This is a genomic window from Streptomyces albireticuli (assembly GCF_021228125.1).
Lineage (GTDB): Bacteria > Actinomycetota > Actinomycetes > Streptomycetales > Streptomycetaceae > Streptomyces > Streptomyces albireticuli.
Window position 1 is genome coordinate 756,459 of sequence record NZ_JAJQQS010000003.1, and the last position, 21,645, is coordinate 778,103.

17 protein-coding genes are annotated in these 21,645 nt (G+C 72.9%); 6 read left to right on the forward strand and 11 right to left on the reverse strand.

The window, feature by feature from the left end; translation table 11 throughout:
* Positions 1–44 precede the first annotated feature (44 nt).
* Positions 45–1,307 (reverse strand): SWF or SNF family helicase, encoded by a 1,263-nt coding sequence (locus LUZ64_RS07750; RefSeq protein ID WP_232389721.1) that lies wholly within the window; start codon positions 1,305–1,307, stop codon positions 45–47.
* Entirely contained in the window at positions 1,304–4,204 is a 2,901-nt protein-coding gene (locus LUZ64_RS07755) for an SCO1167/SCO6262 family helicase (RefSeq protein WP_211305164.1), read from the reverse strand. The genes LUZ64_RS07750 and LUZ64_RS07755 overlap by 4 nt, the downstream gene beginning before the upstream one ends.
* Before the next feature lie 258 nt (positions 4,205–4,462).
* On the opposite strand from LUZ64_RS07755, the gene LUZ64_RS07760 reads away from it, so the two are divergent.
* On the forward strand, positions 4,463–5,515 hold the full coding sequence (locus LUZ64_RS07760) for a fatty acid desaturase family protein (RefSeq protein WP_095584571.1): 1,053 nt from the start codon (positions 4,463–4,465) through the stop codon (positions 5,513–5,515).
* On the opposite strand, the gene LUZ64_RS07765 is transcribed toward LUZ64_RS07760, so the two are convergent.
* From LUZ64_RS07765 to LUZ64_RS07780, 4 genes are all read right to left on the reverse strand, one after another.
* Positions 5,502–6,521: a TolB-like translocation protein gene (locus LUZ64_RS07765; protein ID WP_095584570.1), complete on the reverse strand. Its 1,020-nt coding sequence runs from the start codon at positions 6,519–6,521 to the stop codon at positions 5,502–5,504. The genes LUZ64_RS07760 and LUZ64_RS07765 overlap by 14 nt on opposite strands.
* Positions 6,522–6,528: 7 nt before the next feature.
* Entirely contained in the window at positions 6,529–7,851 is a 1,323-nt protein-coding gene (locus tag LUZ64_RS07770; protein WP_095584569.1) for an MFS transporter, read from the reverse strand.
* Positions 7,852–7,853: 2 nt separating this feature from the next.
* Complete coding sequence (locus tag LUZ64_RS07775) at positions 7,854–8,747, reverse strand: alkaline phosphatase family protein (RefSeq protein WP_232389720.1); 894 nt, start codon at positions 8,745–8,747, stop codon at positions 7,854–7,856.
* A 161-nt stretch (positions 8,748–8,908) separates the two neighbouring features.
* Positions 8,909–9,196, reverse strand: a complete 288-nt coding sequence (locus LUZ64_RS07780; RefSeq protein WP_095580457.1) for a hypothetical protein — start codon at positions 9,194–9,196, stop codon at positions 8,909–8,911.
* A 99-nt stretch (positions 9,197–9,295) separates the two neighbouring features.
* Here LUZ64_RS07780 and LUZ64_RS07785 point away from each other — a divergent pair, with 99 nt between their 5' ends.
* Positions 9,296–10,189, forward strand: coding sequence for an oxygenase MpaB family protein (locus LUZ64_RS07785; RefSeq protein ID WP_095580449.1), 894 nt, complete (start codon positions 9,296–9,298; stop codon positions 10,187–10,189).
* A gap of 96 nt (positions 10,190–10,285) precedes the next feature.
* The gene (locus LUZ64_RS07790; protein WP_095580447.1) at positions 10,286–11,035 is read left to right on the forward strand and encodes an alpha/beta fold hydrolase; all 750 of its coding nucleotides are present in this window, start codon (positions 10,286–10,288) and stop codon (positions 11,033–11,035) included.
* Positions 11,036–11,214: 179 nt separating this feature from the next.
* Here the strand turns inward: LUZ64_RS07790 and LUZ64_RS07795 are convergent, their stop codons facing one another.
* Positions 11,215–11,811, reverse strand: coding sequence for a class I SAM-dependent methyltransferase (locus LUZ64_RS07795; RefSeq protein ID WP_095580445.1), 597 nt, complete (start codon positions 11,809–11,811; stop codon positions 11,215–11,217).
* Between the two features lie 219 nt (positions 11,812–12,030).
* On the opposite strand from LUZ64_RS07795, the gene LUZ64_RS07800 reads away from it, so the two are divergent.
* Together LUZ64_RS07800 and LUZ64_RS07805 are read left to right on the forward strand one after the other, a co-directional pair.
* Entirely contained in the window at positions 12,031–12,456 is a 426-nt protein-coding gene (locus LUZ64_RS07800; RefSeq protein ID WP_095580443.1) for a roadblock/LC7 domain-containing protein, read from the forward strand.
* 88 nt (positions 12,457–12,544) lie between these two features.
* Positions 12,545–13,480 carry a DUF6397 family protein gene (locus LUZ64_RS07805; protein ID WP_095580441.1) on the forward strand — a complete coding sequence of 312 codons (936 nt, stop codon included), beginning with the start codon at positions 12,545–12,547 and terminating at the stop codon, positions 13,478–13,480.
* 66 nt (positions 13,481–13,546) lie between these two features.
* Here the strand turns inward: LUZ64_RS07805 and LUZ64_RS07810 are convergent, their stop codons facing one another.
* Entirely contained in the window at positions 13,547–14,413 is an 867-nt protein-coding gene (locus LUZ64_RS07810; RefSeq protein WP_087925030.1) for an acyl-CoA thioesterase, read from the reverse strand.
* Positions 14,414–14,462: 49 nt separating this feature from the next.
* On the reverse strand, positions 14,463–16,976 hold the full coding sequence (locus LUZ64_RS07815; protein ID WP_095580439.1) for a DEAD/DEAH box helicase: 2,514 nt from the start codon (positions 16,974–16,976) through the stop codon (positions 14,463–14,465).
* Between the two features lie 133 nt (positions 16,977–17,109).
* Between LUZ64_RS07815 and LUZ64_RS07820 the strand changes: the two genes are divergently transcribed.
* Positions 17,110–17,901 carry a metal-dependent hydrolase gene (locus LUZ64_RS07820; RefSeq protein WP_095580437.1) on the forward strand — a complete coding sequence of 264 codons (792 nt, stop codon included), beginning with the start codon at positions 17,110–17,112 and terminating at the stop codon, positions 17,899–17,901.
* A gap of 40 nt (positions 17,902–17,941) precedes the next feature.
* Here the strand turns inward: LUZ64_RS07820 and LUZ64_RS07825 are convergent, their stop codons facing one another.
* The gene (locus tag LUZ64_RS07825; RefSeq protein WP_095580435.1) at positions 17,942–19,723 is read right to left on the reverse strand and encodes an ABC transporter ATP-binding protein; all 1,782 of its coding nucleotides are present in this window, start codon (positions 19,721–19,723) and stop codon (positions 17,942–17,944) included.
* Positions 19,720–21,567 carry an ABC transporter transmembrane domain-containing protein gene (locus tag LUZ64_RS07830; RefSeq protein ID WP_095580433.1) on the reverse strand — a complete coding sequence of 616 codons (1,848 nt, stop codon included), beginning with the start codon at positions 21,565–21,567 and terminating at the stop codon, positions 19,720–19,722. The genes LUZ64_RS07825 and LUZ64_RS07830 overlap by 4 nt, the downstream gene beginning before the upstream one ends.
* Between the last annotated feature and the right edge of the window lie 78 nt (positions 21,568–21,645).

Sequence of the window (21,645 nt, forward strand, 5' to 3'; positions counted from 1 at the left end):
GATCGCCTTGGAAAGCTTGATTTCTCGGCTGTGTCGCCTTCGGTTTATCCGTTCTCCTCCGTAAGGAGCTCGGCGAGAGCCGTCGCCGGGTCGTGCGCGCAGGGGCCGGCCGGCAGCCAGTGGCCGCCCTCCCGGCGGTAGGGCCACCAGCGGCCGTCCGGCCCGTAGCGCAGCTGCGCCGAGGTGCCGACGACCGTCCACCGGTTGCGCGTCGCCCGCAGCCGGGGCGCCGGGCCCTCCTCCCAGGCGGCGGCCAGCTGGGCCCCGGCGCGCGCCAGCACCGCGGGCTCCGGCGTCCACTCCTCCTCCAGGACGGCGAGCGCGGCCGGTCCGCCGCACTCCCAGGCCCGAACGGCCCGCGCCAGCGCGGCGCCGTCGCGTCCCGTACCGGCCGCGAGTCCGGCGGCGACCCGGGCGGGCGCGCCCGCGGCGGCGAGCCGGACCGCGTCCTGCGACACGGTCGGACCGGCCGGTATGGGCGTCAGCTCGTGTCCCGGTGCCAGGGCCTCCGCCAGCAGCCGCCGGGCATGGGCGGCGGCTGCCGCGGCGAGGAACTCCAGCGCCTCGACGTCGAGCCCGGGCGGGGGTGCCGTGTCGGCGGTCAACACGAGGGGGCGGGCGGGCGCGTCCACCGGCGGAGGGGGGCCGGGCAGGGCACGAGGGGCGACGCGCGCCGTGAAGACGTCCAGGGCGGGGACACCCGGCGACGCCTCGGCGGCCGGCTCCGGCGCGTGGGAGGCGCTGCGCGCCTGGAGGTCGTCCAGCAGCTCACGTTCGCCGCGGCCGCGCATCAGCAGCAGCACGAAGGGGTCCTCGTCGAGGAGCCTGGCCACCTGGTGGCACAGCGCCGCCGTGTGCGGGCAGTGGTCCCACGCCTCGCAACCGCACTCCGGCTCCAGGTCACCGATGCCGGGCAGGAGTTCCACCCCCGCCGCCAGCGCGTCCTCGGCCAGGTGCGGCGGTATGTCGTGGTCGAGCAGCGCGGCGATGTGCCCGGCCCGGTCGGCCACCAGGTCCAGCAGCCGGTCCCACTCGGTGCCGGAGAGCTGCTGGACCAGCACGTCGGAGCGGTACGCGGTGCCGTCGCGGTCGCGCACCAGCGCCGTGATCCGGCCCGGCCGGACCGACACCGCGCCCACCGCGCCCGCGCGCGCGTGCCGGCGTCCCTCCTTCACCTGCCGGCCGTCCAGCGCCGTGTCCTCCAGCGCCTTGAGCCAGGCGCGTCCCCACCAGCTCTCGGCGAAGGCCCGGCCGGGCGCGGGCGGCGGCGCCGCGAAGGTCCGCTCCAGGCTGTCGTGTCCGGTCATCGTCCGGCCCCCCTCAGTGCGACGAGCTCGGCCAGCTCGGCGTCGGTCAGTTCGGTCACGGCCGCCTCCGCGGAGCCCAGCACGGCGTCCGCCAGGGCCTGCTTGCGGGTGAGCATCTCCGCGATCCGGTCCTCGATCGTGCCCTCGGTGACCAGGCGGTGCACCTGCACGGGCTGCGTCTGGCCGATGCGGTAGGCGCGGTCGGTGGCCTGCGCCTCGACCGCGGGGTTCCACCAGCGGTCGAAGTGCACCACGTGCCCGGCCCGGGTGAGGTTCAGGCCCGTGCCGGCCGCCTTCAGCGACAGCAGGAAGACCGGCACCTCACCGTCCTGGAAGCGCCGGACCATCTCCTCGCGCCGGGGCACCGGCGTGCCGCCGTGCAGGAACTGCGCCGCGACGCCCCGGTCCGCCAGATGGCGCTCCAGCAGCCGGGCCATCTGCACGTACTGCGTGAACACCAGCACGCTCGCGCCCTCCGCGAGGATGGTGTCCAGCAGCTCGTCGAGCAGCTCGACCTTGCCCGAACGGCCCGCGATCCGAGGGCTGCCGGGCTCCTTCAGATACTGCGACGGGTGGTTGCAGATCTGCTTCAGCCCGGTGAGGAGCTTGACGATCAGCCCCCGCCGTTCGATGCCGTCCGCCCCTTCGACCTCGGCGAGGATCTCCCGCACCACGGCCTCGTACAGACCCGTCTGCTCCTTGGTGAGGGCGACCGCGCGGTCCGTCTCGGTCTTCGGCGGCAGCTCGGGGGCGATTCCGGGGTCGGACTTGCGGCGGCGCAGCAGGAACGGCCGTACGAGGGCCGCCAGGCGCTCGGCGGCGGCCGGGTCGGCGCCTCCCTCGACGGCCTGGGCGTAGCGCCTGCGGAAGGCGCCCAGGGAGCCGAGGAGACCGGGCGTCGTCCAGTCGAGGATCGCCCACAGCTCGGAGAGGTTGTTCTCCACCGGCGTGCCGGTGAGCGCGACCCGTGCCTTCGCGCCGATGTCCCGCAGCCGCTTCGCGGTGTCGGAGTACGGGTTCTTGACGTGCTGTGCCTCGTCGGCGACGACCATGCCCCAGCCGGTGGCGGCCAGCCGCTCCGGGTCGAGGCGCATCGTGCCGTAGGTGGTCAGGACGAACTCGTCGTCCGCCAGGCCGTCCAAGGTCCGTCCGGAGCCGTGGAAGCGGCGTACGGGCGTTCCGGGCGCGAACTTCTCGATCTCGCGCTGCCAGTTGCCCATGAGGGAGGTCGGGCAGACCACCAGGGTCGGTCCGGCCGCCTCGGGGAGCGTCGCGCGGTGCAGGTGGAGGGCGATGAGGGTGACGGTCTTGCCGAGGCCCATGTCGTCGGCGAGGCAGCCGCCGAGGCCGAGCGAGGTCATGCGGTGCAGCCAGGCCAGGCCGCGCAGCTGGTAGTCGCGCAGGGTGGCGGCGAGCGCGGCGGGCTGGGCGAGCGGCTCCCCGCCGGCATCCGGGTCGGCGATGCGGTCCCGGAGCGCGGCCAGCCAGCCGGTCGCCGCCACCTCGACGGTCTCCTCGCCCTCACCGGCCTCCCGGGCGGGAGCGTGGCCCGTAAGAGCGGCGCCGAGCGCCTCGACCGGGGTGAGCGCGCGGTCCCGCCGGCCGAGGGCGCGGCGGACGGACTCGGGGTCGACGAGCACCCATTGGTCGCGCAGGCGTACGGCCGGCCGGCTTGCCTCCGCGAGCCGGTCCAGCTCTTCCTTCGTCAGCTCCTGGTCGCCGACGGCGAATCGCCAGCTGAAGGTGAGCAGGGCGTCCGCCGACAGCAGGGAGGGCATCCCGGAACGGTCCCTGCCGAGCGCCTTACGGCCGTCGTCCTCGTCCCCGGTGTCGTCGCCGGCCGGTCCGATGACGGCGTGCGCGGTGAGCTCGCGCGCCATGTCCTTGGGCCAGTGCACCTGGACGCCGGTGGCGTCCAGCGCCGCCGAGGCGGCGCCGAGGAGTTCGCCGACCTCATCGTCGGCGAGGTCGACGGCGTCGGGTGCCGCGGCGGACAGCAGTGGGGTGAGCGCGGGCCAGGCGTGCGCGGCGCGGCGCAGGGCGAGCAGCGCGTTCATGCGCGCGCCCCGGCCGAGCGCGGCGGCGACCGGGGAGGTGCCGGACCAGATCTCGGCGGCGTCGGCGACGAGCGCGGGGTCGGTGAGGCTGTGCAGCTGGAGCACGGCCCGGAAGCGCGGCGCCGCCTCCTCGCCGAGCCCCAGGACCTCGACCCGGAGCGAGAGGCGCACACCCGCGTCGTGCCCGGCGGCGATGCCGTCGGCCCAGGCGCGCCGGGCGGGGATCCGCTGCGGTTCGGGCGCGGCGAAGGCGGGCCCGCCCGCGGCCAGCGCCGCGGCGGGGGAGCGGGGCAGACCGTCGGCGACCGCGTCCAGGAAGGAGCGGACGAGCCGCTCCGGGTCGGGCAGCAGCAGCGGTCCGGTGCCCGGCAGGGGCACGGCGTGCGCGGCGGGCGGCATGGCGGCGGCCAGCTCCCGGACCCGGGTCAGGTCCTCGGGGGCGAGCGGCCCGACGCGCCAGGCGTCGTGGTCGGTCGCCGTCAGACCGGGCAGCAGGCGGCCGCGCGCGGCCAGTTGCAGGGCGAGCACCGCGGCGGCTCCCCAGAAGGCCGCCGCCTCGTCCGCGCGCGCCGCCCGGGCGCGGGTGAGCACGGGTACGGCCTCGCGCACGGGCAGCACCACGGCCCGTACGTCCATGGTGCCGACGCCGGTCCCGTCGGCGACGGCGACGGTCAGGTCCTCGACGACGCCGGGACCCGCGGGCGGTTCGCCGTCGGCCCGCCAGCAGGCCACGCGCCCCGTGCGGGCGGGGTCGCCGGGAAGGAAGACGGCCGAACAGCGGGAGAGCAGGGAGACCTCGGAGGGTGTTGCGGCAGAGGGCGGTGTCACAGCGCTGCGCATTCCTCAAATTTGACTAGTGGAGCTCGGAGCGGCCGAGGGTACAGGACGCGCGCCCCCGAGGGAGGCCCGCCGCGTGTGAACCACGCCACGCGTCGGGCGCGGGGTGCACCCCCGTGGAACGAGGGGGGTGTAGCCAACCCCCCTCGGTCGGCAGGTGCAGGCCCCCCAGGGATCCGGGTGGTGCCGCCATGGCCGCCCCATGCCCCTGATCCGTACGTTCTGTGAGGTCAGCCCGTCGACCGACCGTCCGGAGAAACCATGCCCCAGGCCACCGCCCCGCCCGCCGAACGCGCCGCGGGAAGCGATTTCGCCCCGCTGCTGCGCCAGGTCAGGGAACAGGGCCTGCTCGAACGCCGCCGCGGCTGGTACGCGCTCACCATCACCGCGAACCTGCTCGCGCTCGCCGCCACGGCCACCGGCGTCGCGCTCGCGGGAGACTCCTGGTGGACCTTGGCGCTGGCCGTTCCCGCCGCCGTGTTCTGCGCCCGGGCCTGCTTCGTCGGCCACGACGGCGGACACTCCCAGATAGCCGCCACCCGCCGGGGCAACCGACTGATCGGCCTGCTCCACGCCGACCTGCTGCTCGGCATGAGCTACGGCTGGTGGAACGACAAGCACAACCGCCACCACGCCAACCCCAACCACGTCGACAAGGACCCGGACGTCGGCGTCGGCGCGCTCGTATGGACACAGCGGCAGGCCGCGGGGCGCGAAGGGGCCTTCGTCCGCTGGCTCACCCGCAACCAGGCCCGGCTCTTCTTCCCCATGCTCCTTCTCGAAGGTCTCAACCTGAAGGTTTCGGGCGTCCGCGACCTCAAAAGGCAAGAGGCACCGGAACGACGGGTGGAGGCGACGCTGATGGTCCTCCACTGGGCGGGCTACGCGACCCTCCTTCTGTCGTCGATGTCCCCCGGTAAGGCGATCGCCTTCGCGCTGCTGCACCACGCGCTCTTCGGACTGCACCTCGGCGCGGTCTTCGCCCCCAACCACAAGGGCATGGAGATGCCCGACCCGGACGGCGAGCGCTGGGGGCACCTGCGCCGCCAGGTCCTCACCTCGCGCAACGTACGTGGCAGCGCGCTGACGGACTGGTTCCTCGGCGGCCTGAACTACCAGATCGAGCACCACCTCTTCCCCAGCATGCCCCGCCCCCACCTGCGGCTCGCCAGGCCCCTGGTACGCGCGCACTGCCGCGCGGCCGGGCTGCCGTACACGGAGACCGGCCTCGTGGACTCCTACCGCCAGGCGCTGCGCCACATGCACGAGGTGGGCGCGCCGCTGCGAGCGGAGCGCTCCCTCACCGGGCGGTGAAGGCCGGGGCCAGGGCGGCCCGCATCGAGACCGACGGGCTGCCCGAACCGTCCGCCGGCACGGTCCACAGGTCGGATCCGTAGTCGCCCGGCAGGGAGTAGACGAGGGTCCCGCCGTCCCGCCAGACCGCCTGGTCGTCGACGCTGCGCCGCTCGGCCGTGGGCGTCTCCCGCAGCGTGCGCAGGTCCAGGACATACAGCCGCCAGGGCGCGTCGGAGGACGCGTCCTCCACGCGCTTCTTGTAGGCGATCCGCGTCCCGTCCGGTGAGAGCGACGGACACTCGACGTTGGTGTGCACGGTGCGCAGGGTCCGGGCCGCACGGTCACCCCGGACGAGGTACGTCCGGCCACCGGTCGCGGCCGTCGCGTAGAACCGCGTGTCGTCGGCGAAGGTGACGCCCCAGAGGTTGAGGTCCACCGGCTTGCGGGGCCGGCCGTCCAGGAAGAAGCGGTAGTCCTCCAGCGTCCGGTCCAGGTGGCCGGTGCGGAGGTCGAGCACCGACGTACGCGTCGAGAACGCCGTGCCCGCGTACGAGTCGCCGCTGACGAAGACGGTCCAGGCGGCGCTGCGGCCGCCGGGGGAGACCCGGGCGCGGGAGGGCACGCCCGCCAGGTCGTAGCGGTGTGTCTCGCGCAGGCGGGCGTCGAGGACCACGGCGCGGTAGGTGTCGCGGAGCCCGCCGCGCACGGCGCGCAGGCAGACGCCGGTGCCGCCGGCCGTGTGGAAGCGCAGGCAGCGCACCCCGGACGAGGTGCGCGGACCCGCGGGGTCCCCGGCCGGGACCGACGCGATCTCGTCGCGGTGCGGACCCCAGGCCATGTTCTGGAACACGCTGACCCCGGGCGCGTCCAGGGCGACCTCACCGGAGCGCACGGCCGGTCCGCCGGACCGGACACGGTCCTTCTCCGCCGCCCGCCCGGCGGCGTGCAGGGTGGCGCCCACGGCGACACCGCCGAGGACCAGGACGGCGACGAGGAGGATCAGGACGCGGCTCTTACGGCTCACGTGACTCTTACGGTTCAACGGAAGGACTCCGGTGGGACGTCGGCGGGGACTTGGCGGGCGCGGGGCGCAGCAGGAGCGTGCCGGCGGCGGTGGACAGCACGAGCCCGGCGGCAGCGGCGCCCAGCGCCGTGCGGTCGCCCCAGACGGTCCAGGCCGCGCCGAACGCGATCGAGCAGACGAAGCGGGCGGCGGCCTGACCGGTCTGCACCACGGCCAGCCCGGTGCCCCGTACCGCGCTCGGCACGGCGTCGGCGGTCGCGGCGGCCAGGACGCCGTCGGTGGCCGCGTAGAAGCTCCCGTGCAGCGCGAGCACGAGGCAGCAGAGCGCGGCGGACTCGCCGAGCGGGGCGACGAGCAGACCGTAGGCCGCGAGGAGCGCGAGATGGCCGCAGAGGAAGAGCTTCCGTCGGCCCACGCGGTCGGCGACCACGCCCAGGGGCACGGCCAGCAGGAGGAAGGCGGAGGCCGTTCCCAGGGGCAGCAGGGGGAACCACGCCTCGGACAGGTCCAGGCGCCGTTGCAGGGTGAGGTAGAGGAAGGAGTCGCTGACCGTGGTCAGGCCCAGCAGCACGGCGCAGCCGGTCAGACGGCGGACACCGGGACGGCGCAGTACGGCGCGCAGCGGCGCCCTGCCCTCCTCGGGCGCCGGGGTCGTCGGCACGGTGGTCCGGCCCGGTACGAACAGCAGGAGGACGAGGACGCCCAGGGCGGCCACACAGCCGCTGACGGTGAAGACGGCGTCGTAGCCGCCCGCGGCGGCCCGCAGGATCATGAACGCCACCAGCGGGCCGAGCAGCGCGCCCGCGGTGTCCATCGCCCGGTGCACGCCGAACGCCCGCCCCCGGGCGCCGGGTTCGCAGGCCAGCGAGATCATCGCGTCGCGTGGCGCCGTGCGCAGCCCCTTGCCGGTGCGGTCGGCGGCCAGCACGGCGCCGATCAGCGGCATGCCGTGCGCGACGAGCAGCAGGGGCTTGCAGAGGGCGGACAGACCGTAGCCGGCGAGCGCCACGGATTTGGGCCCGCGGCCCCGGTCGGAGAGCCCGCCGCCCACGAGGCGTACGAGCGCGCTGACGCCGTTGTAGACGCCGTCCAGAAGGCCGAAGCCGAGCGGCGACAGACCGAGCTCGGCGACCAGGTAGAGCGGCAGGACGGCGGCCACCATCTCCGAGGAGACGTCGGTGACCAGGCTGACGGTGCCCAGGGCGAGCACGGCGCCGGGGACGGCCACGGCCCGCCGGCCGGGGAGGGGTCGCCGGCCGGCGGTGTCGGGGTGGTCCTGTGCGCGGTCCGGGGTTCGGTCCGGAACGGTGCGGTTGTCCGCGACGTACACGGTCAGCTGTTCCAGATGCCGGTGATGTCCTTGGCGTTCGCGGCCTGTCCGGCGTGGGTGGTGCCGTACATGTCCTCGAGGGTGCGCAGCACGTCGTAGTGGTTGTAGGTCGTCCCCGAGGTGACGCCCGCCTTGACCGGCTGGCCGTACAGGACGGTCGGGATGCGGTTGCCGCTCAGCCGGTTGTCCTCGTCGAAGGTGATGAGGAGCAGGCTGTTGTGGGTCTTGGCCCAGTCGGCGTAGCCCTTGAGGTTGTTCTTCAGCCAGGTGTCGCCGGTGCGCACGGAGCAGTCGTGCATGTCACTGCAGAGGTTGGGGACGACGAAGGAGACCGTGGGCAGCTTCGTGTAGTCGGTGGGGAAGGCGCTCATGGTGTGGGCGGTGTTGGTGGGCACGTTCCCGAAGCCGAACCACGGGTTGTGCTTCTGCGCGTACTTGCCGCTCTTGCACACGGTCGAGCCCTCGCCGGGCAGGGACTCGTTGTAGCTGGCCCAGGTCTTACCGGCGGCGATGAGCTCGGAGGCGAGGTTGGCCTCGTCGCTGAAGCCGGGGGTGACGCAGCTGTCGTCGGTGACGTCTTGGGTGTCGCCCGAGAAGAGCGCGTAGTAGTTCGGCTGGCTGGGGTGCGTCTCGGCGTACGAGCTCGTCAGGTCGGCGCCACCGGCGACCAGGGAGTTGATGTACGGGGCGCTGGAGGTGCCGATGACCTGGCCGTAGGCGTGGTTCTCGAAGACGACGACCACGACGTGGTCGGGCGTGGGCACGGCCGCCGCGGCCGAGGACTCGGAGGCCCACAGGCCCAGGGACGTGGCGGCGAGCGCGAAGGACGCGATCAGGGCGCCCGGACGGCGGCGGGGGCGGCGGGGTCTGTGGGGGTGGTGGGCTGCGGCGGACACGGATCCTCCGTACAGGGGGAGCGGGCTGGGGGCAGGGGGTGGGCGCCTGCGGCTTCGATGGCAATGTAGGCTGACGGAATGACATGTACACGCCTTTCGGGTGACGGGGCGGGGAACAGTGGCGGAGCGGAACGTGAGCGCGTGCCCGAGGGGCGGCTGTCTCAGGCCCCTGGCAGGCCGAGCAGGGACCGTGCCACGCGCTGCGGTGACTCGTCGTGCTCGCGGGCGAGCGCTATGACGGCGCGACAGGCGAGCTCGTTCACGCCGAAGCAGAGGGCCTCCGGCGACACCCACCGGGACGCCTCCGCGCACCGCTCGTGGTCGTCCTCGGCGCATGCCGCCACGTAGACGGCCGCCGCCTCGAAGAGATTCCGCTGCCGGCCCGCGGGCGGTGGCGGAGAGGGGACGTGCCAGGCATTCTCGAAACGCCTGCGGAGCTTGTCGAACACGCGGATCACCTGCCCCGTGAAGAGTTTGCCGTGCGGTCGTTCAAGTGTGCCCTTCGGACGTAGAGTTGAACCTCCGACGAACGAAAGGGAGACAGCGCGGTGAAACGCTTCGACCGGCTCAGGGAGATTCAGCGGCTCGACCCCGAGAATGACTTCCTCCGGATCTATCAGATCACGTCGACCCTCGAATTCCCCTGGGACATGGCGCGGGCATTGGAGCTCGCCCTTTACAGGACTTACGCCGTGCCCAGCATCGGCCGTCTCCTGGGTGAGACCGGCGAGTTCGTCAACCGTACGCAGAAGCGGTACGACGACACCACGCTGCTGCTCGACGCGGTCGTGGAGCACGGTTTCGACACCACGACCGGCAGGTCCGCGATCCGCCGTATCAACCAGATGCACCGCAGCTATGACATCAGCAACGACGATATGCGCTACGTCCTGTGCACCTTTGTCGCGGTGCCCGGAAGGTGGCTCGACCGCTACGGCTGGCGAAGGGTTTCCGAGCACGAGCGACGGGCCATGGCGGCCTACTACCGGACCCTCGGCCGGCATATGGGTATCCAGGACATACCTGAGAGTTACGACGACTTCGGCCGTTGCCTCGACGAGTACGAGGATGCCCATTTCGGGTGGGACGAGGACGGAAGGGCCGTCTCGGACGCCACTTTGGACCTGATGGCCTCCTGGTATCCGGCGCCTCTCGCTCCGCTTGTCCGCGGTGCGAGCAAGGCGCTCCTGGACGAGCCTTTGCTGCGTGCTTTCCGCTACGAGAGCCCGCACCCCGCCGCCCGCGCCCTGGTCCAGGGGGCGCTGCGCGCCAGGGCCAAGGCCGTGCGGCTCCTCCCGCCGAGGCGCACCCCGCACCACGCCCGCCAGAACCGCGAGATCAAGGGCTATCCGAACGGCTACGACGTCGCCGAACTCGGTACCTTCCACGGCGCTCAAGCGGCCAAGCGGCTGGGAGCGTGCCCGGTGCCCCACGGGAGGTGACGCCCGCTCTCACCCGCCGCCCGCCCGGCGAACGGTTGCTCGAAGCGCGGGGATAGTGTGGCTCTTCCGAGTGGAGTCGTCGAAGGGGTGCGGGGTATGCGGCAGGTCGGGTTCGGTCCCGCGGGGGCGTTCGTGCGATGGACCGAGGCGGCGGGGGAGGGACCCGCGCGGGTCTACGTCCACGGCCTCGGTTCGTCCTCGGCCGTCTACCACGCGCACATCGCCGCGGACCCGGCCCTGGCCGGGCGGCGGTCGCTCTTCGTGGACCTTCCCGGACACGGCGTCAGCGACCGCCCGCTCGACTTCGGTTACACCCTGGAGGAACACGCCGACGCCCTGGCCGCGGTCCTTGACGTGGCCGGGGCGCGCGGCGCCGAGCTGATCGGGCACAGCATGGGCGGCGCCGTCGCCGTCGTGCTCGCCTCCCGGCGTCCCGACCTGGTCTCACGCCTGGTCCTGGCGGAGGCGAACCTCGACCCGAACCCGCCCAGGACGGCCGGGAGCAGCGGCATCGCGGCCTACACGGAGGAAGCGTTCGTGCGGGGCGGGGGCTTCGAGGAGACGCTGGAGCGGGTCGGCCCCCTGTGGCGCGCGACGATGCGCCTGGCGGACCCGACCGCCCTCCACCGCACCGCGGTCGCCCTGGTCCGCGGGACCACGCCGACGATGCGCGCCATGCTCCTGGAACTCGACATTCCGCGTGTGTACCTGGTGGGGGAGCACGGCGACGACATACCCCGCCGTCCGGAACTGACCGCGGCCGGGGTGACCGTAAGGACGATCGCGGGGGCCGGTCACAACATCATGTTCGACAATCCGGAGGACTTCGTGGCGGCGGTGGCGTAGGGCGATTCAGCCCGTCCGGCGTGTGAGGTCCGGGGTCCGGGGCGGAGCCCCGGTTCCGGGAAGGGCGGGGCCGGGGAAAGAGCCGACCGGGCCGGAACGGCTACCCGCTCCCGCCCTGATCGCACTGCCCCCGGCGGTACCGTCCTGGCAACAGACCCGGCAACGCTCACCCCCACGCGTCACGAACGGTCCGCGATGACCAGGAACCGCGCGTCCTCATCCGCATAAGACACCATCCGCCACCCACCCCTCCACAGGAGCGGCCCGAGATTCTCCTCCGCCCGCTCGTCGTCCGCCGTCATCCGCCGCCCATGGCGCGCGGCGAGCGCCGCCCGCCCGACCGGGTGGAAGAGCGCGAGGCGGCCCCCGGGACGGACGATCCGCGCCAGCTCGCGGAAGCCCGCCTCCGCGTCGGCGAGATGGGAGACGAGTCCGGCCGCGAAGACGGCGTCGACCGAGCCGTCCCGGAGCGGCAACCGCGTGACGTCCGCCAGGAGGAGCTTTCCGTCGCTGTCCCGGCCGGCCCGTACGGCGGCCCGCAGCATCGCGGGTGTGAGGTCCGCGCCCAGTACGACCCCGCGCGGGCCCACGGCCCCGCGCAGCGCCGGCAATGCCCGGCCCGTTCCGCACCCCGCGTCCAGCACCACGTCACCGGGGCGCAGGCCGAGGTCGGCGACCGCCGCACCGTAGGCGGGCCCGTCGTCGGGGAACCTGGCGTCCCAGTCGTCGGCCCGCGCGGTGAAGAACTCCCGCACCCGGGTGGGGTCGTCGCTCACGTCATGGCTCCTTCGGCGAGGGGGGAATCGGTTGTCCGGGCGGCTGCCCGGCCGTCCGGACACGGCGTCGGCCTTCGTGACCTTGTCCGCGCCGCGTCCCCATCTTGCGCCAACCGGCCGACAGGGACGTGCCGACGGTACGGGCGGGTTGCCGACGGCGCGCCGGTGGGCAAGGCTGGCACGGCAGTCACGGGGAAGAGCGGAACGGGGAGGCGGGACATGGCACTCAGCAAGGAACTCGACTGGATGCTCGACGACCTGACCGAGCGCGTCGAGAACATACGCCACGCGTTGGTGCTGTCCAACGACGGCCTGGTGACGGGCGCGAGCACCTCCCTCGAGAGGGAGGACGCCGAGCACCTCGCGGCGGTCGCGTCCGGGCTGCACAGCCTGGCGAAGGGCACCGGACGGCAGTTCAGGGCGGGCGGGGTGCGCCAGACGATGGTCGAATTCGACGAAGGCGTGCTGTTCGTGACGGCGGCGGGGGGCGGGAGCTGCCTGTGCGTCCTCGGCGGGCCGGGCGCGGACATCGGGCAGGTCGCCTACGAGATGACGCTGCTGGTCAACCGTGTCGGCGAACATCTGGGCATCGAGACCCGCCGACAGGGGGACGCCGACGGCACCGCCCCGGGGCGTGGGCGCTGACGGGAGTTATCCACAGGGCTGACGCGCTGTCGCGACCCGGCACTATCTTCGTCACTGTCGGTGACCGAAGTGGGGCGGGGAGGCTGTCATGGCAGTGCAGCAGTGTCAGAAGCGGGGGACGGCCGTGGCCGCTGTCCCGTTCGCGAGGGCCGCGCGGGAGCTGGAGCTCAAGCCGCGCGAGTTCGAGCTGGCCGTCCAGCTGGGGCTCGTGCGGACCTTCACCGCCGGGCCGGGCGGCCGGCGCCGGATCGCGCGGGAGGAGATCGACCGGCACATGGGCGCCCCAGGGTTCCCGGAGGCCCTGCGCACCCGAGTGTGGGTGGTGGGCACGTCCGAGGGGGCCGAGCTCATGGGCATCAGCCCGGCCCGGTTCGGACGCCTGGCCCGTGCCGGCTGTTTCGCCCCCGTCCGTTTCTACGTGAACCGCTATCGCGCCGTGGTCTGGCACTATCTGGCCACCGATCTCGTGGATTTCGCCGACGCGAGCCCCGAACTCCTCACCGGACGCACACCGGCGGCCCTGCGCGACGCCTTGGAGGAGCGCGAGGACCGCAGAGCCCGCGGGTGGCGTGCCCGGCGGCTCGACCAGCTGCTGGCGCTGACCGACGATCCGTGGGAGCGAGCGGCCGCCACGGCGTCGGTGCTCGGCCCCGAGCAGCTGGCCGACGCGGTACCGGATCCGTACGAACGGGCCCGCGTGAGCGAGCTGAGGCCGGAGCTGTCGGCCGTCCGCGCGGACACGCAGCTCGTCCGCGCGGTGGTGGAGCGGGTGACCCTGGCGACGGATCCCGGGGAGATCGCCTGGTACCGCGAGCAGCTCACGGCCGCCCTGGCGCGGGCCCGTGCCGCCTGCCCCGTCACCGGGCCCGAAGGGCGCCGGGTAGAGGTGGCGGTCACGGAAGAGCCTTCGGTCCGGAAAGAACCTTCGGCCGGTGAGGTGAGGCCGGCCCGGGACGCGCTGCCGGAGCCGGAGTCGGCGGTGGGGCTGCGCGCGCTGTGGGGGCGGCTGCGGGGCCGGAGGTGACGCTCCGTCCGTGCGCCTGGCGGTGTGTGGGCCCGGTGCCGGTTCCCCGGTGCCTCTCACGGCCTCTCACGGCATCTTGCGGAAGAGTCCTTCCTGCATCACCGAGACCAGCAGCCGACCCTCGCGGTCGAAGATCTGGCCTCGGGCCAGCCCCCTGGCACCCGTCGCGATCGGGGACTCCTGCTGGTAGAGGAACCACTGATCGGCGTGGATGGGCCGGTGGAACCACATCGCGTGGTCCAGGGAGGCCATGTCGAAGCCGCGCTGCCCCCACAGCGGCTCGACGGGGATGCGCACCGCGTCCAGGAGCGTCATGTCGCTGGCGTAGGTGAGGGCGCAGGTGTGGACGAGCGGGTCGTCGCCGAGAGGTCCGAGCGCGCGCATCCACACCGCGCTGCGCGGTTCCGCGTCGGCCAGTTCCCGCGCGGTCCAGCGCAGCCGGTCCACGTACCGGATGTCGAAGGCCAGCCTGCGCTCCATGTGCCGGAGCGCGCTCGGCAGCTCGCCGCCGAGATGTTCGCGGATCTCGTCGGCGAGCTTGGGCAGCTCCTCGGGGCCCGGCACCCGGGGCGCCGCCACCTGGTGCTCGAACCCCGGTTCGCTGTGATGGAAGGAGGCGGTGAGGTTGAAGATCGTACGGCCCTGCTGGACGGCCACCACCCGCCGGGTGGTGAAGGACCGTCCGTCGCGCACCCGCTCCACCTGGTACACGATGGGCACCCCGGGCCGGCCGGGGCGCAGGAAGTACGCGTGGAGCGAATGCACGGGACGGTCGCCGTCGGTGGTCCGCCCCGCCGCGACCAGCGCCTGCCCGGCCACCTGGCCGCCGAAGACACGCTGCAGCGACTCGTCCGGGCTGCGGCCCCGGAAGATGTTCAGGTCGATCTGCTCCAGGTCGAGCAGACCCACCAGCCGGTCGGTGGGACTGGTCATCGGCACTCCTTCACCGCTCGAGGGCACCGCGCGGGCGGTGCCTCGGAGGCTACAGCTGACCGACGTCCATGACGCGGACCACCGCGCGGCCTTCCTCGTCGGAGGCCGCGAGGTCCACCTCGGCGGAGATGCCCCAGTCGTGGTCGCCGTTCGGGTCGGCGAAGGTCTGCCGGACCCGCCACAGACCGTCCTCCGGCTTCTCCTCGATCCGCAGCAGCTTCGGCCCCCGGGCGTCCGGGCCGGTGCCCAGCTCGTCGTATTCGTCCCAGTAGGCGTCCATGGCCTCGCCCCAGCGGTCCTCGTCCCAGCCGGCCTCGGCATCCATCTCGCCGAGCTCGCCGACCTTGTCGAGGGCGGCCAGCTCGACCCGGCGGAACATCGCGTTGCGCACCAGCACCCGGAAGGCGCGGGCGTTGGCGGTGACCGGCTTCACCTGGTCGGCCCGCTCCTGGGCCTGCTCCGCCGTCTCCACCTCCGGGTTGGCCAGCTGCTCCCACTCGTCCAGCAGGCTGGAGTCGACCTGGCGCACCATCTCGCCCAGCCAGGCGATCAGGTCCTCGAAGTCGTCGGACTTGAGGTCGTCGGGCACGGTGTGGTCCAGCGCCTTGAACGCGCTGGCGAGATAGCGCAGCACGATGCCCTCGGTCCGGGCGAGGTCGTAGAAGGAGGTGAACTCCGTGAAGGTCATCGCGCGCTCGTACATGTCGCGGATGACCGACTTCGGCGACAGCGGGTGGTCGCCGACCCAGGGGTGGCTCCTGCGGTAGACGTCGTAGGCGTGGGACAGCACCTCTTCCAGCGGCTTGGGGTAGGTGACGTCCATGAGCCGCTCCATGCGGTCCTCGTACTCGACGCCGTCCGCCTTCATCGCCGCGACGGCCTCGCCCCGTGCCTTGTTCTGCTGCGCGGCCAGGATCTGCCGGGGGTCGTCGAGCGTCGACTCGACGACGGAGACCATGTCCAGGGCGTAGGACGGCGACTCCGGGTCGAGGAGCTCGAAGGCGGCGAGCGCGAAGGTCGACAGCGGCTGGTTGAGGGCGAAGTCCGACTGGAGGTCCACCGTCAGGCGGATGATCCGGCCCTCGGCGTCGGGCTCGTCGAGCCGCTCGACCACGCCGCCGTCCAGCAGCGAGCGGTAGATGGCGATGGCGCGGCGGATGTGCCGCAGTTGGTTCCGGCGCGGCTCGTGGTTGTCCTCCAGCAGCCGGCGCATCGCCTGGAAGGCGTCGCCGGGCCGCGCGATGACGGCCAGCAGCATCGCGTGCGTGACGCGGAAGCGGGAGGTGAGCTGCTCCGGCTCGGAGGCGATGAGCTTCTCGAAGGTGTTCTCGCCCCAGTTGACGAAGCCCTCGGGCGCCTTCTTACGGACCACCTTGCGCCGCTTCTTAGGGTCGTCGCCCGCCTTGGCCAGCGCCTTCTCGTTCTCCACGACGTGCTCGGGCGCCTGGGCGACGACGAATCCGGCCGTGTCGAAACCGGCCCGGCCGGCCCGGCCCGCGATCTGGTGGAACTCCCGGGCCCGCAGCGTGCGCACCCGCTGGCCGTCGTACTTCGTGAGTGCGGTGAACAGCACCGTGCGGATCGGCACGTTGACGCCGACGCCGAGCGTGTCCGTACCGCAGATGACCTTCAGCAGACCGGCCTGGGCCAGCCGCTCCACCAGCCGCCGGTACTTGGGCAGCATGCCGGCGTGGTGCACGCCGATGCCGTGCCGGACGTAGCGCGAGAGGTTCCGTCCGAACTTCGTGGTGAAGCGGAAATTGCCGATCAGCTTGGCGATCTCGTCCTTCTCCTCGCGCGAGCACATGTTGATGCTCATGAGCGCCTGCGCCCGCTCCACGGCGGCCGCCTGGGTGAAGTGCACGATGTACACCGGTGCCTGCTGCGTCTGGAGCAGCTCGGTCAGGGTCTCGGTGAGGGGCGTCGCGCGGTATTCGTAGGACAGCGGGACCGGGCGGGTGGCGGAGCGGACCACGGTGGTGGGCCGGCCGGTGCGCCGGGTGAGGTCCTCCTCGAAGCGGGAGACGTCACCCAGCGTCGCGGACATCAGGATGAACTGGGCCTGCGGCAGTTCGAGCAGCGGGATCTGCCAGGCCCAGCCCCGGTCGGGCTCCGCGTAGAAGTGGAACTCGTCCATCACGACCTGGCCGATGTCGGCGTCCTTGCCGTCCCGCAGCGCGATGGAGGCGAGGACCTCGGCCGTGCAGCAGATCACGGGCGCGTCGGCGTTGACCGAGGCGTCGCCGGTGAGCATGCCGACGTTCTCCGTGCCGAAGATCTTGCACAGGTCGAAGAACTTCTCCGAGACCAGCGCCTTGATGGGCGCGGTGTAGAAGGTCACCTGGTCGTTGGCCAGCGCGGTGAAGTGCGCGCCCGCCGCGACGAGGCTCTTGCCCGACCCTGTCGGGGTCGACAGGATCACGTTCGCGCCGGAGACGACCTCGATCAGTGCCTCCTCCTGCGCGGGGTACAGCGAGATACCCCGCTCCTCGGCCCAGGTCGAGAAAGCCTCGAAGAGGGCATCGGGGTCGGCATGGCTCGGCATCTGATCGATAAGGGTCACGCCTCCATACTGCCTGGCCCATGGCCGGATCAGAGAACCGGGCGGCGGATCGATGATCATCGGGGGCTACGCTGAGTCGCCGACCCGATGTCAGAAAAACGGGACTTCGGCCTACAAAAGGGGTGGAATCGGAATGATGGGACCGGCGCACTCGCTCTCAGGCGCTGCCGCCTGGCTGGGGGTGGGATCGGCGGTCGCGGCGGCCGGGCACCCCATGCCCTGGCCCGTGCTCATCGTCGGCGCCCTGATCTGCGCCGGCGCGGCACTCGCGCCCGACCTCGACCACAAGTCCGCCACGATATCCAGAGCGTTCGGCCCGATCTCACGTGGCCTCTGCGAGATCATCGACAAGCTGTCGCACTCCGTCTACAAGGCCACCCGGGGCCATGGTGACCCCCGGCGCAACGGCGGTCACCGTACCCTCACCCACACCTGGCTCTGGGCGGTGCTGATAGGCACCGGCGCCTCGGTCCTCGCCATGACCGGCGGTCGCTGGGCCGTGCTCGGCATCCTCTTCGTCCACCTGGTGCTCGCCGTCGAAGGGCTGCTGTGGCGCATGGCCCGGACCTCCAGCGACGTCCTGGTGTGGCTCCTCGGCGCCACCAGCGCCTGGATCCTGGCCGGAGTCCTCAACGAACCGGGCAACGGCGCCGACTGGCTCTTCACCGGCGCGGGCCAGGAGTACATGTGGCTCGGCCTGCCCATCGTCCTCGGCGCCCTCGTGCACGACATCGGGGACGCGCTCACGGTCTCCGGGTGCCCGATCCTCTGGCCGATACCCATCGGCCGCAAGCGCTGGTACCCCGTCGGGCCGCCGAAGGCCATGCGCTTCCGGGCGGGCAGCTGGGTGGAGCTGAAGGTACTCATGCCGGCCTTCGTCGTACTCGGCGGCGTGGGCGGGCTCGGGGGCCTGGGAGTCATCTGACCTCCCGGCCCCCGGCCCCGGCCGGTCACCGACGCGCCGGTCACTGATGCCAGGAGCGCCACAGCGACGCGTACGCGCCGTCCGCCGCGACCAGCTCGTCGTGGCTGCCCAGCTCGGTGATCCGGCCGTCCTCCGTCACCGCGATCACATCCGCGTCGTGCGCGGTGTGCAGCCGGTGCGCGATCGCCACGACCGTCCGGCCTTCCAGCACACGCGCCAGCGAACGCTCCAGGTGCCGGGCCGCGCGCGGGTCCAGCAACGACGTCGCCTCGTCCAGCACCAGCGTGTGCGGATCGGCGAGGACGAGCCGGGCCAGCGCGACCTGCTGCGCCTGGGCCGGGGTCAGCACGACCCCGCCCGAACCGACCTCCGTGTCCAGGCCGCTCTCCAGGGCCCGCGCCCAGTCCTCCGCGTCCACCGCCGCGAGCGCCTCCCACAGCTCGCCGTCGTCGGCGCTCGCGCGGGCGAGCCGCAGATTGTCCCGCAGCGAGCCCACGAAGACATGGTGCTCCTGGTTGACCAGCGCCACGTGCCGGCGCACGCTCTCCGCCGGCATCCGCGCCAGCTCCGCGCCGCCGAGCGTCACCCTGCCCGAGCGCGGCGCGTAGATCCCGGCCAGCAGCCGGCCCAGCGTCGACTTGCCCGCGCCGGACGGCCCGACCAGCGCGACCCGGCTGCCCGGCGGGACCTCCAAGGACACACCGTGGAGCACGTCGCTGCCCTCCCGGTAGCCGAAGCGCACCTCGTCCGCGCGCACCGTCCGCCCCCGGGGCGCCACGTCCTCGTCCGCGCCGTCCGGCTCGATCTCACGGACCCCCACCAGACGGGCCAGCGACACCTGGGCGACCTGGAGCTCGTCGTACCAGCGCAGGATCAGCCCGATCGGGTCGATCAGCATCTGCGCGAAGAGCGCTCCCGTCGTCAGCTGGCCGACCGAGACCCAGCCCTGGAGCACGAAGACGCCACCGACGATCAGCACCGAGCCGAAGACCAGCGAGTGCGTCGCATTGATCACCGGGAACAGCACCGAGCGCAGCCACAGCGTGTAGCGCTCCCACCGGGTCCACTCCGCCACCCGCCGGTCCGAGAGCTCCACCCGGCGCTCACCCAGCCGGTGCGCCTCGATCGTCCGCCCCGCGTCCACGGTCTCCGTGAGCGAGGCCGCCACCGCCGCGTACCCCGCGGCCTCCGACCGATAGGCGGCGGGTGCCCGCCGGAAGTACCAGCGGCAACCGATCACGAGCACCGGGAGCGCGACCAGCACACACAGTGCCAGCGGCGGCGCGGTCAACGTCAGCGCGCCCAGCAGCAGCCCGGCCCACACGAAACCGATCGCCAACTGCGGCACGGCCTCCCGCATGGCTTCCGCCAGCCGGTCGATGTCGGTGGTGATGCGGGACAGTAGATCACCCGTGCCCGCCCGCTCCAGAACGCCCGGCGGGAGGGCCACCGACCGCACCAGGAAGTCCTCACGCAGGTCCGCCAGCATCTCCTCGCCGAGCACCGCCCCGCGCAGCCGCACCATCCGGACGAACACGGTCTGCACACCCAAGGCGACCGCGAAGAGCGAGATCGCCTGCCCCAGCCGGAGGTCCTCCTTCCCCGACGACAGGTTCTCGACCAGGCCGCCCAGCAGGTACGGGCCGACCATGGAGGCCGTCACCGCGACCGCGTTCACCGCCACCAGCAGGGCGAAGGCCTTGCGGTGCCTGCGGAGCATCCCCCGTACATAGCTCCGTACGGTCGCGGGCGCGGCGACCGGCAGGGTCGTCGCCGACTCCGGTGCCGCCGGGTCGTACGCCGGTGGCGCCACGCCGATCATGCCGACTCCTCGATCTGTTCGGTCTTCTCCAGACGGGTGAGCTCGGTGTCGAGCGCCCCCGTGTCCGCACCGGCCGCGCTCCGCGCGGGCCCGGCGCCCTCCTCGTCGGTCTCGCGCGTGACGACCGCCCGGTACGCGGGAGCGTCACGCAGCAGCTCGCGGTGTCTGCCCACGGCCACCACCCGGTCCTCCCGGGTGAACACCACGCGATCGGCGCGGTCCAGCAGCAGTGGGCTGGAGGAGAACACCACCGTCGTACGGCCCTGCCGCAGCTCCTTCAGGCCGTCCGCGATGCGGGCCTCCGTGTGCGAGTCGACCGCCGAGGTCGGTTCGTCCAGCACCAGCACCTCCGGGTCGGTGACCAGCGACCGGGCCAGCGCCAGCCGTTGGCGCTGCCCTCCGGACAGCGACCGGCCGCGCTCGGTGATCCGGGTCCGCATGGGATCACCGGAGTCGTCCGCCGACGCCTGCGCCAGCGCGGTCAGCACATCGCCGCACTGCGCCGCCTTCAGCGCCGCGTCGGCCCCTACCTCTCCCGAGGAGGGCACGTCGAGAAGCTCGGCGAGCGTCCCCGACAGCAGCACGGGGTCCTTGTCCTGGACGAGCACCGCCGTACGGGCCTCGTCCAGCGGCACCTCGTCCAGTGCCACACCGCCCAGCAGCACCGACGGTGCCTCCGTCGCACCGGTCGCGTGCCCGCCCAGCCGCTCGGCGAGCCGGCCGGCGGCGTCCGGGTCGCCGCAGACCACCGCGGTCAGCCGGCCGGCCGGGGCGTGCAGCCCGCTCGCCGGGTCGTGGAGATCGCCCGACAGCGCCTTGCCGGCCCGTGCGGCGTCCGCCGCCGGCACGGTGCGCCGCAGTGCCAGCACCCGCGCGGCGCGCGCCGCGGACGGGCGGGAGAAGGAGTACGCCATCGCGATCTCCTCGAACTGGCGCAGCGGGAACAGCAGGAACGTCACCGTGCCGTAGACCGTGACCAGCTCGCCCACACCGATCCGGCCGTCCTGGACCAGTCCGACGCCGTACCAGACGACCGCGATCAGCAGCAGCCCCGGCAGCAGCACCTGCACCGCCGCGATCAGCGCCCACATCCGGGCGCTGTGCACGGCCGCCTTGCGGACCTCTTGCGAGGCCCGGCGGTAGCGAGTCAGGAACAGCTCCTCGCCACCGATGCCGCGCAGCACTCGCAGACCGGCCACCGTGTCGGACGCCAGCTCGGTCGCCCGGCCCGCCTTGTCACGCTGGTCGTCGGCCCGCTTCGTCGCGTGCGGCAGCAACGGCAGCACGGCCAGGACCAGCACCGGGACCCCGATCGCCGTGACCACACCGAGCGTCGGCTGGTAGATCACGAGCGCCACGCACACCGCCACCGTCGTCAGCGCGGCGGAGAGGAACCGCGAGAAGGCCTCGACGAACCAGCCGATCTTCTCGACGTCACCCGTCGACACCGCGACGATCTCACCGGCCGCGACCCTGCGCGTGAGCGTGGCCCCCAACTCGGCCGTGCGCCGGGCCAGGAGCTGCTGCACCCGGGCGGCGGCCGTGATCCAGTTGGTGACGGCCACACGGTGCAGCATCGTGTCGCCCAGCGCGATCAGCGTGCCCAGCAGCACCATCAGCCCGCCCGCCAGCGCCAACCGGCCACCGGACCGGTCGACCACGGCCTGCACGGCGATCCCCAGGACGACCGGCAGCAACGCCACCGCGGCCATGTGCAGGACGCCCCACAGCATGGCCTTGACCTGGCCGGCGACCTGCTTCCGCCCGAGCCAGAGCAGGAACCGCGGCCCCGACCGTACGTCAGGTCGGCCGGGATCGGTATACGGAAGATCGCGAATCTGCATGACATCCCAGGGGGTCGGGGCGCGGAGAGGGCCTGTGCAAGGCTTGCGCCACACGACCACGGCGTTCAACTGGTTTTC

What these genes read in the sequence shown, in the direction of transcription:
- LUZ64_RS07760 (WP_095584571.1), top strand. Translation starts at nt 4,463, where the DNA reads ATGCCCCAGGCCACCGCCCCGCCCGCCGAACGCGCCGCGGGAAGCGAT.
- LUZ64_RS07825 (WP_095580435.1), bottom strand. Translation starts at nt 19,723, where the DNA reads ATGATCGGCGTGGCGCCACCGGCGTACGACCCGGCGGCACCGGAGTCG.
- LUZ64_RS07755 (WP_211305164.1), bottom strand. Translation starts at nt 4,204, where the DNA reads ATGCGCAGCGCTGTGACACCGCCCTCTGCCGCAACACCCTCCGAGGTC.
- LUZ64_RS07790 (WP_095580447.1), top strand. Translation starts at nt 10,286, where the DNA reads ATGCGGCAGGTCGGGTTCGGTCCCGCGGGGGCGTTCGTGCGATGGACC.
- LUZ64_RS07805 (WP_095580441.1), top strand. Translation starts at nt 12,545, where the DNA reads ATGGCAGTGCAGCAGTGTCAGAAGCGGGGGACGGCCGTGGCCGCTGTC.
- LUZ64_RS07820 (WP_095580437.1), top strand. Translation starts at nt 17,110, where the DNA reads ATGATGGGACCGGCGCACTCGCTCTCAGGCGCTGCCGCCTGGCTGGGG.
- LUZ64_RS07750 (WP_232389721.1), bottom strand. Translation starts at nt 1,307, where the DNA reads ATGACCGGACACGACAGCCTGGAGCGGACCTTCGCGGCGCCGCCGCCC.
- LUZ64_RS07830 (WP_095580433.1), bottom strand. Translation starts at nt 21,567, where the DNA reads ATGCAGATTCGCGATCTTCCGTATACCGATCCCGGCCGACCTGACGTA.
- LUZ64_RS07800 (WP_095580443.1), top strand. Translation starts at nt 12,031, where the DNA reads ATGGCACTCAGCAAGGAACTCGACTGGATGCTCGACGACCTGACCGAG.
- LUZ64_RS07810 (WP_087925030.1), bottom strand. Translation starts at nt 14,413, where the DNA reads ATGACCAGTCCCACCGACCGGCTGGTGGGTCTGCTCGACCTGGAGCAG.